Raw genomic sequence first — 18,633 nt, forward strand, 5'->3', positions numbered from 1 at the left:
CAGGCGTCGTTCCGCCAACACGTTAAAAAAGAACTGCAGAGAGAAAGAGGAAAGCACCGTAATTACGATGCTCCCTGCTCAAGTTCAACATTCAAGCCAAGTGACTTCAACTCTTTAACCAGAACGTTAAAGCTCTCTGGTATACCTGCCTCAAAGTCATCTTGTTCACGTACAATAGCTTCATACACTTTTGTACGTCCTGAAACGTCATCGGATTTGACAGTAAGCATTTCCTGGAGCGTATAAGCAGCGCCATACGCTTCAAGAGCCCACACTTCCATCTCACCAAAGCGCTGGCCACCAAATTGCGCCTTACCACCAAGTGGCTGCTGTGTAACCAGCGAGTAAGGACCAATTGAACGTGCGTGAATTTTGTCATCAACTAAGTGATGCAATTTCAGCATGTAAATATAGCCAACTGTCGTTTTACGTTCAAAAGCTTCGCCTGTACGACCATCGATCAACTGTGACTGACCAGATGTATCAACGCCTGCTTTTATGAGCATTTGCTCAATATCAGGGATTGAAGCCCCATCGAACACTGGTGTAGCGATAGGCACGCCCTTGCGAAGATTTTCACAAAGCTCGATCAGCTGATCATTGGTAAGAGTTGCGATGTCTTGCTCAAATATGTGATCGCCGTAAACATCTTTCAAGCGGTCAAGAAGTTCCTGACGACGTTCACCGGTGCGCTGATATTCATCAACCATTTCACCGATATTTTGACCAATATTTGCGCAAGCCCACCCAAGATGGGTCTCAAGAATCTGACCGACATTCATACGCGATGGCACGCCGAGCGGATTAAGCACAAGATCAACCGGCTGACCATTTTCAAGGAATGGCATATCTTCTACAGGAACAACGCGTGAAACCACACCTTTATTCCCGTGACGACCAGCCATTTTGTCACCTGGCTGTAGCTTACGCTTTACAGCAATGAAGACTTTAACCATCTTCATAACGCCAGGAGGTAGCTCATCACCACGCTGAAGCTTTTCGACCTTGTTATCAAAGCGCTGATTAATACGGCGCATTGCCTCGTCAAATTCACGAGAAAGAGTTTCAAGCTCAGCGCTTACAGCAGCATCTGCTACTGGAATGTTACGCCATGCACCCCTTGGAATTTCACCAAGCACTTCTGGTGTAATGACCGTTCCAGAACGGACAGCCTTAAAGCCAGCCGCAGCGGTTTGGTTCATTAAACGCTCTTTTAAGCGATTATAAAAACTTCTTTCCTGGATATAACGCTCATCGTCACGGTCTTTTGCAAGACGTTCGATCTCAGAGCGTTCAATAGCCATTGCGCGCTCATCTTTATCAATGCCGCGTCGTGAGAACACACGAACATCAACAACAGTACCACTTGTTCCAGGAGGAAGCTTTAGTGATGTATCACGAACGTCCGAAGCTTTTTCACCAAAAATGGCGCGAAGAAGTTTTTCTTCAGGCGTCATTGGGCTTTCGCCCTTTGGCGTCACTTTTCCGATGAGGATGTCACCAGGATTAACTTCGGCACCTACATAGACAATGCCTGCTTCATCAAGATTACGAAGGGCTTCTTCGCCAACATTTGGTATGTCGCGTGTAATTTCTTCCTGACCTAATTTTGTATCACGAGCCATGACCTCAAATTCTTCAATGTGAATTGAAGTAAAGACGTCATCACGAGCAATACGCTCAGAAATCAGGATGGAGTCCTCGAAGTTATAGCCATTCCAAGGCATAAACGCGACGAGCACGTTACGACCGAGAGCCAACTCACCTAGTTCGGTAGATGGGCCATCAGCAATAATATCACCAGCAGCAACCAGATCACCAACTTTCACAAGAGGACGCTGGTTAAGGCATGTGGACTGGTTTGAACGCATATATTTACGCAAACGGTAAATATCTACGCCCAAAGTAGCGCCATTTTCGTCCGTGGCACGCACCACGATACGTGCACCATCAAGCTGGTCAACAATACCACCGCGCTTTGCGATGATTGTGGCCCCTGAATCATGAGCCACAGCGGCTTCCATGCCAGTACCAACAAGTGGTGCATCAGCTTTAAGAAGCGGCACCGCCTGACGTTGCATGTTCGAGCCCATAAGAGCACGGTTAGCATCATCGTTTTCAAGGAACGGAATTAGAGCCGCAGCAACAGAAACAAGCTGCTTTGGAGATACGTCACACGCTGTAACATATTCAGGGGAACAAGACGGAAGTCACCCTGCTGGCGGACTGAAACGAGATCATCACTCAAGCGCATGCCATCAAGCTTAGCATCAGCCTGTGCAACGATCAGTTTTTCCTCTTCCATAGCGGAGAGATATTTCCAACCATCTTGCAGAACACCATCTTGAACGAGGCGATAAGGTGTTTCGATAAAGCCGTACTTATTCACTTTGGCATATGTTGCCAGTGAGTTGATCAGACCAATATTCGGTCCTTCTGGCGTTTCAATTGGACAGATACGACCATAATGCGTTGGATGAACGTCACGGACTTCGAAGCCTGCGCGTTCACGTGTTAACCCGCCTGGGCCAAGCGCTGAAAGACGACGTTTATGAGTTACTTCAGATAACGGGTTGGTCTGATCCATAAACTGGCTGAGCTGTGAAGAACCAAAGAATTCTCGCACAGCAGCGGCAGCAGGCTTTGCGTTGATAAGGTCATGAGGCATAACCGTATCAATATCGACTGACCCCATACGCTCACGAATAGCGCGCTCCATACGGAGCAAGCCAATACGATATTGGTTTTCCATTAGCTCGCCCACTGAGCGAACACGACGGTTACCCAAGTTATCGATATCGTCAACCTGACCACGACTATCTTTTAAATCACAAAGAATTTTGATAGTGCGGATGATATCTTCTTTGCGTAACGTCCGATGTGTGTCAGGAGCATCAACATCCAGACGCATATTCATCTTTACGCGACCAACCGCAGAAAGATCATAACGATCAGGATCAAAGAAGAGCCCCTGAAGCATAGCTTCAGCCGTTTCGCGTGTTGGTGGCTCACCTGGACGCATGATGCGGTAAATATCGATCAATGCTTCTTCACGCGAAGTATTTTTATCAGCCAATAGCGTATTACGAATCCAAGGACCGTGTGTGCTATCAATTGCTAATGTTTTAAGCTCTGTGATACCCAGAGTCTCAAGAGATTCCAGAAGCTCTTCAGTTAGCTCTTCACCAGCTTCGGCGTAGATTTCACCTGTATTTTCATTGACCAGATCACAAGCAATGAAACGGCCAATAACATCCAGGCGACCAACACGCACAACGCGTGTTTTCTCTGCAATTTTTTTAACTGTTCGTGCCGTAAGCTTTGTTTCAGCTTCAGCAACAACTTCACCCGTATCTGCGTCAATGAGTGGGCTGAGTAGTTTCAAACCACGAAAAGCGTCTGGCTCAAAAGGACGCGCCCAATCATCTCCCGTGCGGGTGAAAGGCACGACACCATAGAAGTTAGCAAGGATTTCATCTTCATCCATGCCAGAGACTTCTAGGCTCTCAATATCACCGCCTTCGCTACGCTTTTCTTCAAGTGCAGTAAGATAATTCTGCCCGTGCATTGCATAAAGCAATGTCGTCACTGGCAATTTACGCTTACGGTCAATACGCACATGAATAATGTCTTTCGCGTCAAACTCGAAATCGAGCCATGACCCACGATAAGGGATTATTCTTGCAGCAAATAAGTATTTACCAGATGAGTGCGTTTTACCTTTATCATGATCAAAGAATACACCGGGACTACGGTGCATCTGAGATACAATAACACGCTCAGTACCATTGATGATGAAGGTACCGTTCTCAGTCATTAAGGGCATATCACCCATATAGACAGGCTGCTCTTTCAAATCGCGAATTGAGCGTGTGCCGGTATCTTCGTCAATATCCCATGTTGTAAGGCGTAATACGACCTTCAGGGGAGCTGAATATGTCAGGCCCCTTTGAATACACTCTTCAACATCGTATTTTGGTTCTTCAAATTCATAATAAATGAAATCCAGGCGCCCTTTGCCTGCGAAATCATGAACAGGAAAAACTGAACTAAAAACCTCCTGAAGGCCTTCCATACGACGGCTATCAGGACGTACATTCATTTGCAAAAATGCTTCGTAAGAAGCGCGTTGCACATCTATCAAATTGGGCATTGGCGCAATTTCGGGAATGCGCCCAAAGCTTTTGCGGATCCTCTTACGCCCTGTGAACGATTTCGTGATTGCGTTCATCTCATCCTGCCTCTGCACCAGACCTCCGAGTCGCCTGCCTATAAGTCTCTCCTCACGAGAGACGTTTTCATGTCAGACGACTTGAACGACTGGCTCCTGTTCAAAACACAAAATTACAAAGATATTCTTATATAAGAACTTTTTTTGCAAACGGCAACAAAGCGGGCACTGCGTACAGCGCCCGCCTGTTTTTCGTCCAAAAGAATATCTTAGACTAAGATATTCGTTTGATCGAGTCTTATTTAATTTCGACTGTAGCGCCGTTATCTTCAAGAAGTTTCTTGATTTTCTCGGCTTCGTCTTTGGAAACACCTTCTTTAAGGGTTTTAGGAGCACCCTCAACGAGGTCTTTAGCTTCTTTCAGACCAAGACCGGTAATACCGCGAACTTCTTTAATGACGTTGATTTTCTTGTCACCAGACTTAGCAAGAACAACGTCGAACTCTGTTTTCTCAGCAGCAGCTTCACCGCCAGCAGCTGGTGCAGCAGCAACTGCAACAGGAGCAGCAGCAGAAACGCCCCATTTTTCTTCTAAAAGCTTGGAGAGTTCAGCAGCTTCAAGAACGGTCAGGGCTGACAGTTCGTCAACCAATTTTGCCAAATCGGCCATGTGAGTTTCCTTAATAATGCAATAAGTCTATGTGCTTCCCTACGGAAAGCTAACACGATGTTTAAGCGGCTTCTGAGTCGCCGGTACTGGCATAGGCACCAAGAACACGAGCAAGCTGACCAGCCGGTGCTTGAGTGATACCTGCAATACGTGTTGCTGGAGTATTGATCATACCCACCAACTTAGCACGCAGCTCATCAAGTGATGGCAGCTCGGCAAGAACTTTAATGGCATTCGCATCAAGCGACTGACCATCAAGAGCACCACCGAGAACAACTAGCTTGTCATTTTTCTTGGCGAACTCGACTAACACTTTCGCCACAGCTACAGGCTCATCTGCCCACGCAAGCGCGGTAGGGCCTTTTAGCAGTGGCGCAATGCTGTCGAATGGGGTCCCATCCAGAGCACGGCTGACCAGCCGGTTTTTCGCGACCTTGTAAGACGCTCCCGCTGCACGGATGTTACGGCGAAGCTCTGTGACATCGGCAACCGTAAGACCTTTATTTTCGGTCACGATGACGATGTTAGCGCTGCCAAACACCTTAGCGAGGAAGTCAACAAAGGCCCGTTTTTCCGTACGGTCCAAAACCTGTCTCCTCGTCAGTCTGAATTAACAGACTAAGTTACCCATAGACTAACTCTGAAATCAGAATTAGCCCGCTCGCCTGTCCACAGAAGGGAAATCCGCCGCGACGCACTATTAAGTGCAAAAAACGGTTTCGCCCGTCTGACGTCCGCGATTTTACAATCCTTAGGATAATACCCGTTTGAGTATTATCACGTACGCTCTTGGACAGGATGGGGCAGTAAACCACCCCTACACTGCCCCGCAGGGCAGCGATTCTTTGTCTAGAAGACTTATTAGCCTTCTAAGCTGGAAACGTCTAGATGCACACCTGCTCCCATTGTAGAAGAAAGGGCAGCCTTTTTCAGATAGGTGCCTTTTGCTCCTGCTGGACGAGCTTTTTGAACTGCATCTACAAAAGCCTTTAAGTTTTCAACGAGTTGAGACTCACTGAAAGAGGCTTTACCGATACCGGCATGCACGATACCAGCTTTTTCAGCACGATATTCGACCTGACCAGATTTAGCGGCTTCAACAGCACCTTTTACATCCATGGTCACTGTACCCAGACGTGGGTTTGGCATTAAGCCACGTGGACCAAGGATTTTACCGAGACGACCAACTAAAGCCATCATGTCAGGTGTTGCAATGCAGCGATCAAAATCGATATTACCGGCCTGAATTTTTTCAGCCAACTCTTCTGCACCGACAACGTCCGCACCAGCTGCCTGAGCTTCTTCAGCTTTAGCACCACGGGCAAAAACGCCAACGCGAATTGTTTTACCTGTTCCATGAGGAAGAGACACAAGGCCGCGAACCATTTGGTCAGCATGGCGAGGGTCAATACCAAGATTCAGAGCGACTTCTACTGTCTCATCAAATTTGGCTGTTGCATTCTTTTTTACAAGAGCAACAGCTTCGTTTGCAGCATAATTTTTGCTTGAATCAACATCTGCACGGATGGCGGCTAAACGTTTATTTTTTGCCATGGGATTAGCCCTCCACCACATCAAGGCCCATTGACATCGCTGAACCGGCGAGCATGCGCACGGCCCCATCAATGTCATTAGCGTTCATGTCTTTAAACTTCGTCTCGGCAATTTCACGTAGCTGAGAAATTTTGACTGAACCAACAGAAGCAGATTTACCAACTGTCTGGCTGCCTTTAGAGATTTTGGCAGCTTTCAGTAGGAAATATGTATTTGGTGGGGTCTTTGTAATAAAGCTGAATGTGCGATCCGCGTAAGCTGTAATAACTACTGGAATCGGCATCCCAGGCTCAAGGCCCTGGGTTTTGGCATTAAACTCTTTACAGAATTGCATGATGTTCAAACCACGCTGACCAAGAGCTGGACCCACTGGTGGTGAAGGATTGGCCTTACCGGCCGGAATTTGTAGCTTGATGTAGCCAACGACTTTTTTGGCCATATCCGGGACTCCTCAACATTTCTGTTCCCGAACCGCGGTCTGGCGGAAGATGATTATCCCCCTCCCGCGTTCGATGAGTGACAGCCCGTAAACGAGATTAACTCATTCGTCAAGGTTTATGTGCTGTTTGAACAGAAGCTGAAAGATTATTTACATTTTCTTCTGGTTTCGTTTTTATATCAGCAACATCTTTAGGACGGTCTAAATTTTCATATTGAAGAGGTCCAAAAGGATCTATGTCTTTTATTTTAGGCATGTCACTAACCTGCCAGCCACCTCCTAATGCTCGAATAAGTCTAATAGTTGCCTGAAGCTGTGAAGATTGAGCTACCACTTCTTGCAAACGTGCTTCAAGCGCATCCTGCTGCGCCACTAAGGCATCGAGATAATTGGACAGCCCACCCGTATAGAGCGCCATTGTCATGGCCTGCGTACTGAGGGCAGCTTCTACGGCTTGATGTTGATGAAGTTGTTCCTGATGATATAATTTTGTTTGACTTAAGCTATCTTCAACATCGCCAAACGCGCTCAAGACAACGCTACGATAATTATCGACGCTCTCCCTATATTGCGACCATGCTCTTTGCAGGGCAGCACGTCGCAAACCGCCTGTAAATACCGGCTCTACAGCCTGAACGGCAATACTCCAAAATGCTTTGGAAATACTGGCCAAATCAAACCCGCCATCTTCAAAGCCGCCATTAGCACTAAATGTGATATGGGGGTAGAAAGCGGCGCGCGATACACCGATGGCACGTGAGGCTGCTGCCATATGGCGCTCGGCAATGGCAATATCTGGACGGCGTTCCAAAAGAGTAGAAGGTACACCAGCCTTGATTGCGATGACCCCAAAATGCATGTGGGAATCTTTTATGGGTTTAATATGAAACGCAGCGGGCACTGTATTTAACAATACTGCGATCGCATGTTCCATAACTTGGCGACTTGCCTGCAACCTGTCCTGAGCAGCGAGCGCTGCGTAAAGTTGGTTTTCAGCACGTGAAACGTCTAAACCCGCTCCAATAGCGCCACCTTGCCTCAAACGAGTTATTTCGACAGCAGCGCGGAAATAACGAACAGAGTCATCATAAACTGATAATTGAGCGTCTATAGCCCGTAAGGCAACATAATCAGAAGCTAATTCGGCCTGTAATGATAGCCGAGTTAAAGCGTAATCAGCAGCACTCGCTTGAGCTAAATTTTTCTGAAGTCTTGTGGAATTTCGTATAGAGTTCCAAAAATCAGGTTCCCATGTTGCGGCTCCGCTATAAGCTTCGTTTGATTCATAAACTATAGAGTCATTATTGTTACGATGAAAAATCCGCCCTTCAGATGCTTTATTTTTACTCATTTTACCTGAGGCTGTGAGCTGAGGATAAAGCTGGCTTTCACTTTCTTTAGCAAGATCTCTTGCCTGGGTAAAAACTTCTGAAGCAGCCTGTAAATCTGGGTTTGAAGCCAGCATTTTTCCTTCAAGCTGATTAAGTGTTGGATCTCCTAAAAGCTTCCACCATTTACCACGAGGCACAGAATCAGCAGGCTTGGCATTGCTCATAATTCCCTTGCCAGCCCACCCATTGGGATAAATATAATGGGGCACCTTATAATTTGGTGCGAGATCACAGCCCGATAAAGTGAGCGAAACAGCCCCCACAAATAAGACGGCGAAACGAGAATATGCAAAAAATCTCATCGTTACCCCTATTTCGCATCATGAGAAGATGGGGTGGTTTTTGCTGCTTTTGCTCTATCCTCTGGCTCTTTTTTAGCTGAAGCATCATCAGATGATGCCTCAGATTTATCACTTTCTTCTGCCTCAGTTTCTTCAGGGAGGGCAGCAGCTGCCCGCCGCAAATCACCAGGCGTTACGTTTTTAAGGGGGTGTGGCGTTACTTTGGGTTTTTCAGATGAATTATAACCGTGAGTACTTGGCACAATTTTGACCTGATCACCATCAAGCAAATCTGCTGTAGGGTTGGCTACTATTTTATCAGTGGCCTTAACACCGCTTAAAATTTGCATTGTTGTGCCATAATTAATGCCGAGTTTTACATTTTCTAGATGGACATGATTCCCCTCTACCTTAGCAACTTGAGTCCCGTGAGCTCGAAAAATGAGAGTGCTTGTTGGCAAAATTAAAATAGAAGGGTCACTTGGAGCTTTAATTTCGGCGGTAGCATAAGAATTTGGCCAAAGAAGACGGTCTTTATTTTCCAGCATCAATTCCGTCGTAACAGTTCGCGTAGAAGCATTAAAAGCTTTGGCTGTTGCCAGAAATTTTGCATGGAAGGTTCGCCCCGGATATTGAGGTACAGTTAAGTCAGCGCTGATATCAGGAGAGATAACATTTGCGTAGTCTTGTGGAACTGAAACAAAAACACGTATCTTTCTGACATCTGCAACTGAAAAAAGCTCGGCAACGGAACCGCGGGCATTTAAATTTCCACCATCTCCATTAACGTAGTCCCCGACATTGACAAGTCGTGAAGTAACAATCCCATCAAATGGGGCGACAATCTTTTTAAAATTTTCTAATGCCTGATATCGTTCTACTTCATGTGCGGCAGCTTCTAACTCAGCCTTTTGAGCGGCTGCATTGGCAGCTTGCACATCAACTTCCTGACGGGACACAGCCTGAGTGCTTTTAAGGGCACTCCAACGTTCAGATGTGATTAAAGCAAGTTTGTAACGAGCCATGACCACATCATAATGTGCTTTGGCAGCGGCAAACTGTGCATCTAAACTTGGGGTGCTGATTTCAGCTAAAACGTCACCTTTTTTGACATGAGCTCCATAATCTTTGTACCACATTTTTACATAGCCTGAGACCTGGGCATAAATAGGTGCTTCGTACCAGGCTGCCAGATTGGCTGGCAAGCTAACTGTGCGCATTTTAGGTCCAGGCTGTGGCATAACGAGAGCTACCCTGGGGATGGAAGCATCTTCCGTTTCCTGCACCAAATTATGCATATGAATACTACGCTCAATAATGCCCCACCCTGCCAGACATAAAGCAGCAAGAAGAACACCAAAAAGGATAAGACGAGCTTTTAGGCGAGAGGGATTGTGATAAGAATTGGGAGATAATTTCACAATACTTCTCCTTCTTTTGGCTTAGGATGGGATGAAGAAGCTGATTTATGATGCATAAGGGCAAAAACGCAGGGCACTAATAGTAAAGTTGCTACAGTTGCAATCATGAGGCCACCAATCACAGCCTTGCCCAAAGGCGCATTATCGGAATTACTTACAGACATAGGAATCATACCGATCATCATAGCTAAGGCCGTCATCAGCACTGGACGGATACGCTCATACCCTGCCTCTATAGCAGCTTTAAGTGCATCACCATGCGCGTCCAGGCGCTCTCGGGCAAAGGCAACAACCAATATGGCGTTGGCGGTTGCAGTGCCCATACACATGATAGCCCCTGTCAAGGCCGGTACGGACAAGGTCGTATGCGTAAGAAATAAACTCCATGAAATCCCTGCCAAAGCACCGGGAAGCGCCATGATGATTACAAAAGGATCAAGCCAGGATTGGAAATTCACGACAATGATCAGGTAAACAATGGCGATTGATAATGCTAACCCACCTATAAGCTGTATATAGGCATCATTCATTGTTACAGCCTGGCCTCGTACGACCATGGAGGACCCGCGAGGAAGATTTTTGCGTTCCTCTTTTACGAGTTTCTTCACAGCCCGCGAAACGGTTCCCAGATCAATATTTTCTGGAGATGCGTAAATATTGAGCACGGGCATGATGTTATAATGTGATACCTCAGCCGGAGTACCCATTTGCGTAATATCACTTAGCGCCCCAAGAAGCTGCATAGTTTGGTTATGCGGGTTGCCATCACCCTTATCGACAGGGATCATTTCAAGCTGATTCATTGTTTGCAAGTAATTTGCTGGCATCTGTACATCGATCAGCTGAGACGTACCTTGTTTATTTAGATAATAACTTTGCCCGACCTGCGAACTACCTGACAAACTCACAAGCATATTAGAGGCAATATCTTTTTCTGTAATACCTGTCCCCAGGGCAAAGCTACGCCGCGCATTGACCTTAAGAGTTGGTTGGGTCATTGGCTCTTGGATGGAGACATCTGTAATGCCTGTAATATGACGCATTTTATGCGAGAGCTGGACAGCAAATTTATAATTTTCCTGTAAATTTCTTCCAACAATTTGAACGTCTATGGGAGATGGCAGGCCAAAATTAAGAATTTTAGCGGTCAAATCACCAGGCTGGAACGTAAAGACTGTGCCAGGAAAAGCCTCTGCCAATCCTTTGCGCAAGGTTCGCCTATATTCGGGTATTGGACTTTCAGGATTATTTAATTGAACCGTAATATCGCAATCCTGTGTACCAACTGTTGGTGTAGGAAGCATTGCCTGATTTAAGTGACTGGCAGGTAGGCCGCAATTACTGACAACACTTTGCACCTGACCCGGCAAAAGCAAATGAAGCTGTTTTTCAACAAGACCACTAATTTTGGCTGTTTCTTCTATACGTGTACCAATAGGAGCGCGCATATGAAGTTGAAGTGTGCCTGATTTAATTTCGGGAAAGAAATTTTGCCCAACGAAAAAGAGTAAGCATAAAGAGGCCAGTGCTGCCGCTAAGAAGAAACAGATAAAACGCCCTCTTATGGCAATCAGGCCCGTTAGAATATCTCTATAACTATTTCTAAAGCGCTCAAATCCTTCCTCGAATTTCAGTTGAAAACGCTGAAATATATTTTTCTGACCAGAAGAATTTTCGTGATTTTTCGATTGAGATGCCAAAAGCCAATTCGCCATTGTCGGCACTAATGTACGAGACAAAATAAAGGAGGCAATCATGGCAAATATAATTGCCTCAGCCATAGGCATAAAAAGCCAGCCAGAAATACCTGTCAGCTCAAACAGTGGAAACCACACAATACAAATACATGTGGTGGACACAAAAGTAGGTACGACAATCTGGTTAGATGCATCGATAATGGCCGGTTCTAAATCTTTTCCCATATGTAAGTGAGCATCGATATTTTCGATCATGACCGTAGCGTCATCTACCAAGATACCCACAGCAAGAGCGAGCCCACCCAATGTCATGACATTAATAGACTGACCCGCTATACTTAGCCCTATCAAAGCCGATAAAATAGCAAGTGGAATAGATGTCGCGACTATAATTGTAGAGCGCCATGAACCTAAAAAAAGCAAAACGACCAGGCTTGTTAAAATAGCCGCAATGATCATTTCACGCACAACATCTGTAATGGAGTCTTTTACAAAGCCCGAAGCATCTGTCAGCACTTTGAGTGTTGTGCCCTCAGGCAAAGTACGTTCAACCTGAGGCAAAAGCTTTTTAATGCCACTCACCACAGATAAGGTGGATGCATCGCCGCTCTTCATGATAACAATCATGACAGCCTGTTGACCGCGCACAAACACTGCGTTTGTCTGCGGAGGCCCTCCTTTATGCACCCAGGCTACATCACGTAAATAAACTACGGAATTACCAACCTGCTTGAGAGGCATTTTATTAAAAGCTTCAAGATCCATTGGTGCAGAGTTGGAATGCACCATCATATCCAAGGGACCTAGTTTAAGATCACCTGAAGGGAGTACGATATTTTGCTTGTTAAGCGCCACAGCAACATCTTCGGGAGAGAGCCTATGTGCTAAAAGCTTAACTGGATCCAAATCCACCATAATATTGGCGGCTAATCCTCCATAAGGATGAGGGATAGCAGCACCCGCTACCGATACCAACTCGGGGCGGATCAAATTCATGGCCATATTATAAACTTCTGACCCTGACATTTTAGAGTTACTTACCCTTAATGTCATAACCGGGACAGAAGAAGCATCCATGGCTAAAATAAGTGGAGGTGTCGCCCCTGTAGGGAGTTGTTTGATAATCGTTTGCGAAACAGATGTGATCTGTGTTTGCGCAACTGAAGGATCTGTCCCAGGCTGAAAGAAGATTTTGACAATACCACGGCCATAATAAGAGTTACTCTCAATATGTTCGATATTACCAACTGTCGCGGTTAGCGCTCTCTCATAGTAATAAACTATACGGCCTGACATTTCCTCTGGCATTAAACCTGAATAAGACCATAAAACAGCCACTACAGGAATACGAATATTAGGAAAGACATCAGTCGGTGTACTAACAATAGCACGCACACCAAATATAACTATGACAATCGATAAGACGACAAAGGTATAGGGTCGACGAAGAGCGGTAATGACAATGGCTTTCATTGTCTTTTAGCACTCTCAGTACTACGAATCATTGAGCAACGCCTCATTTTATGGGTTTATTAAACCTTGGTTTAATTTAAAATTCTGAAATGTGTTCTAAATCTGTCCAGAACAATAGCCTCTTGCTCTCTAAGACGGTATCCTGTTTTTTATTAAAAGCTTTTTAGACTTTTACTCTCTATTTTCGAGACCTTTATGTCTCATGCTTTTATCATTTTATGAAGAACAAGCCGGAAAAAGTACCCTGAAAATACTGCCTTTGGCATTTTCATTATAGACATTATAATTAATATCCAATGTAGCATTATGCAGTTCTATAATTGGCATAACTAAGCTCAGCCCCAAACCATGGCCCGGAACCATGCGTGTTTTATCTGTTCTGTAAAATCTGTTTAGAACAGCCTCACGCTCATTTTCTGCAATACCAACGCCTGTATCTCGCACCTCGATCCAAAGCTGGCGTTTGGCATCTTCGCCTACAGCTATACTGACGCTCCCTCCCGGCTCTGTAAATTTAATTGCATTATCGACCAAATTTGCCACAACCTCGCTTAATAAATGCATATCAGCAAAAATTTGTCTTTCTTTAACCAGGAGTAAAACAGACAAAGAAACATTTTTTGTCTCAGCCATAGGCTCATATAAATCGGCAAGATCAATAATCAGCGAAACTACATCAAAAGTGGAAAACCCCTCTTTACGGAGGTTATTTTCAATTTCAGCTATTCTTAATAAAGCTTTGATTACCGTAAAACATTGTTCAATATCACCTCGACAGCGATCTACTGCTTTATTGAATTTTTCTATTTCTTGAGGTGTTGGGGATAAAGGTAATTTAGCAATCCTATTCATGCGTGCCTGCAAACGTGCAAGCGGTGTTCTGATGTCATGGGCTATATCATTGCCAACATCACGGATTGCCATCATAAGACGTTCCAAGCGGTCTAACATATGATTAACAGATCCAGCGACCCGTTCCAAACCATCTCTTTCACGACCTATTGGTAATCGTTCCTGCAAATTACCTTTCATAATGCGTTCAATAGCATGATGAGTAAGCTCGACTCTGTTGAGAATCTTTTGGCTCAATAAATAGCCAGCCACCAGAGCAAAAAGCAGGATCGGCAGCATTGAGAAAAGCGCTATATGAATAATGATCTGATGGAAATGGCTTGCCATCATATAGGTATGAGCAAGGACTAAATAACGATCATGCCGCCCATCCAAGCCTTTAACCCTGACCACTAAAACACGCATTGAAGAAACGGTGCCATCACGTAGACGAAAAGAAAGAGTCTGGATTTTATTTACTGGCAACAGCCCTTTTGGCCATTGATGAATATCACCAACTATATAGCGTTCATCAATATCGAATAGTCCAGCACCATTAAGTGAAACGCGCAATTCATTTGTGCTGCGGTCACGCACTTTAACTTCTAATTCGTGAGGGGCTTCCTGAGACAATAATTCGGCAGTACGCCTTAAAATACCCCTCGAATTTACATGTTCATAAGATTTTATTTGTTCATAAATTACGACAAGCTGTAAGCACATCCCTAATATAAGGACACCGGTTAAGGCTACCGTAAATCTGAATGTGATTGTTAAAAAGGGATTATGTCGAGACATTGAGGCAGAATCCAACACCCCGAATGCTTTTGATCAAAGGTGTTTCGTCTTCCCCATCTACTTTTCGGCGTAATTTGCCAATATGAACATCAACCAAATTCGTCTGAGGTGTAAACCGATAATTCCATACCTCTTCGAGCAACATTGAACGCGTAACGACAGTATCGGGGCGCCGCATCATATATTCTAAAAGTCGGAATTCGCGCGGCAAGAGCTCTAATTCCCGATTCATACGCCAGGCTCTGCGCTCAATCAGATCCATTTTTAGTGATCCAACTTGCAAGATTGTTTGGCGTGAATCAGTGAGAGGGCGTCTGAGCAGGACTTCCAAACGAGCAGCTAATTCTTCGGGAGCAAAGGGTTTTGTTAAATAATCATCACCACCAGCTTTCAAACCCGTAACACGATCATCAACTGCTGATAGGGCCGACAAAACCAAAGCGGGCAACATTATTCCTTCATTACGCAGGGTTGCCACGACTGTTAGCCCTTCCATGCCTGGAAGCATACGATCTATGATCATAAGATTATAGATATCTTGTTTTGCAAGCTCCAGTCCTCTTATTCCTGAAACTGTATGATCTACGAGATAATGTCTTTCTTCTAAATCAGCTTTGATCTCATCCGCCAATTCTTGATCATCTTCGATTAAGAGCAGTCTTGGTTTTCTTTGTTCCTGACTGTTTTTTGAATCTACAGCTGAATCCATTGTACTTATCGGCATATTATCCATTCTGCTCTTCTCTTAAGCTTTCAACAATAAACCTATTTTCTTGCTATCTTATTTACGGCGTTAAAAATTCATTTTCCATATCTTGCGACATATCCTCTAAAGCGTTTAAGCGACGGCCTAAAATACGCGATCGGCGACGTGCTTCCTCGATCGTATTACCCATTGTGCCAGCATTACGCTGTAATTTCTCTAGAACTTGATCAATTTTTATCATTTCTTGGCGCGTCTCACCTAATAAACCAGCAATAACTTCTGTTCTTTCTTCCAGAGCAAGAGTTACGTAGCCCAAATGGACAGTCCGCAAGAGTGCAGGTAATAAGGCAGGCCCCATAATGATTATACGATGTAGGCGCCCTATTTCATCAATCAAACCGGGAGAACGGGCTATTTCAGCATAAAGACCATCAGTCGGGACATAGAGCACGGCGAAATCAACTGTCACAGGAGGACGGATATATTTCTGCGATATTTTCTTCGCCTCAAGTTTGACCACTGTCTCAAGCGCCTTACGAGCTTGTTTTTCTCCTTCTGCATCACCCATTTCGGCAGCATTAATAAGACGCTCATAGGCCTCTGTCGGAAACTTACAGTCTATAGCGAGACGCGGTTGTTCCTGATGACCGTGAGACGGCATTTTTACAGCAAACTCAACAACTTCCCCCGTTTGTGGTGATAATCTAAATTCACGGTCATAACTTCCTTCAGGTAAAATATCGTCCAATATCGCCCGACATTGCGTCTCGCCCCAGCCGCCTCTTGTTTTAACATTAGCAAAAAGTCTTTTTAGATCACTGATCTGGGCTGTAACGTTTCTGACCTCACCCAATGCCTTTTGCATTGTTGCAAATTGCTCAACAACGCGTTGAAAGCTATTTTGCATTTGTTTTTCGACTGTGCCTTGCAAGCGTTCATTAACACTCTGCTGCAAGGTTGCTACTTGAGCCTGCTGTCTTTCTGCCATATCGCGCAGGGCTTCTGACAATAAAAGACGCATATCACTCTGATCTTGTTGCGATTTTTGTGATGAATTATCAAAAAACTGCCTATTTTCGAGGCGCAACTGCTCAATACGTGCGCTTAAAACACGCTCAAGCTCGGTAATTTGGTTTCTTTGATATTCTGCCTCGTAAGCACGAGCTTGAGCCTGTTGTGCTGCAAAATGGTTGCTGCCATTGCCGCGCAATATGGCAAAAAGGGCAAGTAAAAAAGACCCCCCTGCTATCGCCCATGGCAGAAAAATTTCCATAGTCAGTTTACTGTCCCTATGTTGAGTTCCCTTGGGCGAACTGCGCTGCTGCCTGACCAGCAACATAACCGCTCGACCAAGCCCACTGGAAATTATACCCCCCAAGCCATCCTGTCATATCCACAGCCTCACCTATAGCATAAAGCCCCGGGACGCAGACTGATTCCATTGTTTTGGAAGAAAGAAATTTTGTGTCGATGCCGCCACGCATAACTTCAGCTTTACCATATCCTTCTGAAGAAAAGGGCGTCAAAACCCAGCGCTCTATAGAACCAGCAAGAGCGCGAATAGCCTTCATGGGTTGGGAGTTTAAGGGGCGGTCATCACAATGGTTTTTAGCTAAAACACGACCTAATCTTTGTGGTAATCTCTCAAGTAAAGCAGGCGGATGAGCCTGGGGCGTCTTGCTCTAATAGCCTCAAACTCATCCATCACTTTTAGGCCCGGCATAAGATTCAGTACGAGAGCTTGCTGCTTTTGCCAATATGATGAAATTTGCAAAATAGCAGGGCCAGATAAACCTTTATGCGTAAAAACCATACCCCCTGTAAATTGAGGTTTTTTCGTCCCTAATGAGACAGAAATATCTAAAGATACACCTGCTAAATCAGGATATGCCTCCTCCAAAATAAAAGGAACAAGCGCAGGAGCTGGCTGTATAATTTTAAGACCAAACCGGCGTGCTAACTGGAGAGAGAAATCTGTAGCACCCAATTTTGGTATAGCTAATCCACCAGTTGCCAAGATAAGGGCACGTCCCTTTACAACACCCCTAGACGTTTGAACGATAAAGCACTGCTCGTCACGAGAGACGTCGCCAATTTTATGACCTAATAAGAACTCAACATTTCCTTTATGACATTCATTCAGCAACATATCTAAAATATCACGTGCTGAATTTTGGCAGAAAAGCTGTCCTTTCTCTTTTTCTTCCCAGGCTATTTTATGCTGTTGCACCAGCTTGAGAAAATCGCTCGGTGTAAAACGGGCAAAAGATGAACGCATAAATCGTGTATTTTGGGAAAGGTAACAATTTTCCTGGGCATTTAAATTTGTAAAATTACAGCGCCCGCCGCCAGAGATCAGAATTTTACGTCCTGCTTGCTCTGCATGATCTATAACGACAACACGTGCTCCTTTTTGCCCCGCCTGAGCGGCAGCCATGAGGCCAGCCGCCCCCGCCCCCAGAATGATCACATCCCAGTTTTTACTATTATTTTTAATTGTCATCATTTTGAGAAAGGGTCTCTTAAAAATCTAAGTCAGCATAATGAGCTGAAGGCGTAAAACCACTAATTTTATCGGCAAGTAGCGGGCGGAAGCAGGGCCGGGATTTTACCCGCGCATACCAATCTCGTACTGAGGGTGCATGTGCCCAGTTAATATCACCCAAAAAGTCCAAAGCTGAGAGATGTGCTGCAGCTGCAAAATCCGCTGCCGAAAGAGAAGGACCAGCGAGCCAGGTACGCGTTTCAGCCAGATAGCCAATATAATCAAGATGGAAGCGAAGATTTTTATAGCCAATACGTAAAACATTCCCGTCTGGCTGCCCTACACCAAAGAGCCGCTTCTCCACTTTCTCGCCTAACAAATTGACACTAACTTCATCTTGAAAAAGTCGGTCAAACCAATCAAGCAGGCGCCTCACTTCCACACGCTCAGCAATTGTACGTCCCATAAGAATCGTTTCTGGGTATACATCTTCAAGATATTCTGCGATGACAGACGCACCCGGTACAATTTGACCACTATCTTCGACCAAGACAGGAACTTCGCCAGCAGGATTAAGCGCCTGGAATGCCTCATTCTTCTCCCATATTTTTTCAAATACAAGCTCACAAGGTAAACGCTTCTCGCCCAGCAAGAGCCGAACAAGACGAGATTGCGGTGAAAGGGGTAGGTGGTGCAATATACGCATAATTCTCTTT

At 45.1% G+C, this 18,633-nt stretch carries 11 protein-coding genes and 2 pseudogenes; all 13 read right to left on the reverse strand.

Annotated features, from left to right (window positions below; all coding sequences use genetic code 11):
* Positions 1-62: 62 nt before the first annotated feature.
* Positions 63-4,231: pseudogene (gene rpoB / locus GT348_RS06325) on the reverse strand (DNA-directed RNA polymerase subunit beta).
* A gap of 238 nt (positions 4,232-4,469) precedes the next feature.
* Positions 4,470-4,841, reverse strand: coding sequence for a 50S ribosomal protein L7/L12 (gene rplL, locus GT348_RS06330; RefSeq protein ID WP_160618985.1), 372 nt, complete (start codon positions 4,839-4,841; stop codon positions 4,470-4,472).
* Between the two features lie 61 nt (positions 4,842-4,902).
* On the reverse strand, positions 4,903-5,427 hold the full coding sequence (gene rplJ / locus GT348_RS06335) for a 50S ribosomal protein L10 (RefSeq protein WP_160618986.1): 525 nt from the start codon (positions 5,425-5,427) through the stop codon (positions 4,903-4,905).
* A 275-nt stretch (positions 5,428-5,702) separates the two neighbouring features.
* Positions 5,703-6,395: a 50S ribosomal protein L1 gene (gene rplA / locus GT348_RS06340; RefSeq protein WP_160618987.1), complete on the reverse strand. Its 693-nt coding sequence runs from the start codon at positions 6,393-6,395 to the stop codon at positions 5,703-5,705.
* A gap of 4 nt (positions 6,396-6,399) precedes the next feature.
* The gene (rplK, locus tag GT348_RS06345; protein WP_160618988.1) at positions 6,400-6,834 is read right to left on the reverse strand and encodes a 50S ribosomal protein L11; all 435 of its coding nucleotides are present in this window, start codon (positions 6,832-6,834) and stop codon (positions 6,400-6,402) included.
* A gap of 109 nt (positions 6,835-6,943) precedes the next feature.
* The gene (locus GT348_RS06350) at positions 6,944-8,527 is read right to left on the reverse strand and encodes an efflux transporter outer membrane subunit (protein ID WP_160618989.1); all 1,584 of its coding nucleotides are present in this window, start codon (positions 8,525-8,527) and stop codon (positions 6,944-6,946) included.
* A gap of 8 nt (positions 8,528-8,535) precedes the next feature.
* Complete coding sequence (locus tag GT348_RS06355; protein WP_236646619.1) at positions 8,536-9,873, reverse strand: efflux RND transporter periplasmic adaptor subunit; 1,338 nt, start codon at positions 9,871-9,873, stop codon at positions 8,536-8,538.
* 50 nt (positions 9,874-9,923) lie between these two features.
* Positions 9,924-13,097, reverse strand: a complete 3,174-nt coding sequence (locus GT348_RS06360) for an efflux RND transporter permease subunit (RefSeq protein WP_160618990.1) — start codon at positions 13,095-13,097, stop codon at positions 9,924-9,926.
* Positions 13,098-13,313: 216 nt separating this feature from the next.
* Positions 13,314-14,726 carry a sensor histidine kinase gene (locus GT348_RS06365; RefSeq protein ID WP_160618991.1) on the reverse strand — a complete coding sequence of 471 codons (1,413 nt, stop codon included), beginning with the start codon at positions 14,724-14,726 and terminating at the stop codon, positions 13,314-13,316.
* Positions 14,713-15,435, reverse strand: coding sequence for a response regulator transcription factor (locus GT348_RS06370; protein ID WP_236646620.1), 723 nt, complete (start codon positions 15,433-15,435; stop codon positions 14,713-14,715). Before GT348_RS06370 ends, GT348_RS06365 begins: the two co-directional genes overlap by 14 nt.
* A 76-nt stretch (positions 15,436-15,511) precedes the next feature.
* A complete protein-coding gene (locus GT348_RS06375) occupies positions 15,512-16,705 on the reverse strand; it encodes a DNA recombination protein RmuC (protein ID WP_160618993.1) in 1,194 nt (397 codons plus the stop codon).
* A 16-nt stretch (positions 16,706-16,721) separates the two neighbouring features.
* Positions 16,722-17,935, reverse strand: a pseudogene (locus GT348_RS06380) (NAD(P)/FAD-dependent oxidoreductase).
* Between the two features lie 19 nt (positions 17,936-17,954).
* Positions 17,955-18,623, reverse strand: coding sequence for a glutathione S-transferase family protein (locus GT348_RS06385; protein ID WP_160618994.1), 669 nt, complete (start codon positions 18,621-18,623; stop codon positions 17,955-17,957).
* Positions 18,624-18,633: the final 10 nt, after the last annotated feature.

Source organism: Aristophania vespae (assembly GCF_009906835.1).
Classification (GTDB): Bacteria; Pseudomonadota; Alphaproteobacteria; order Acetobacterales; family Acetobacteraceae; genus Aristophania; species Aristophania vespae.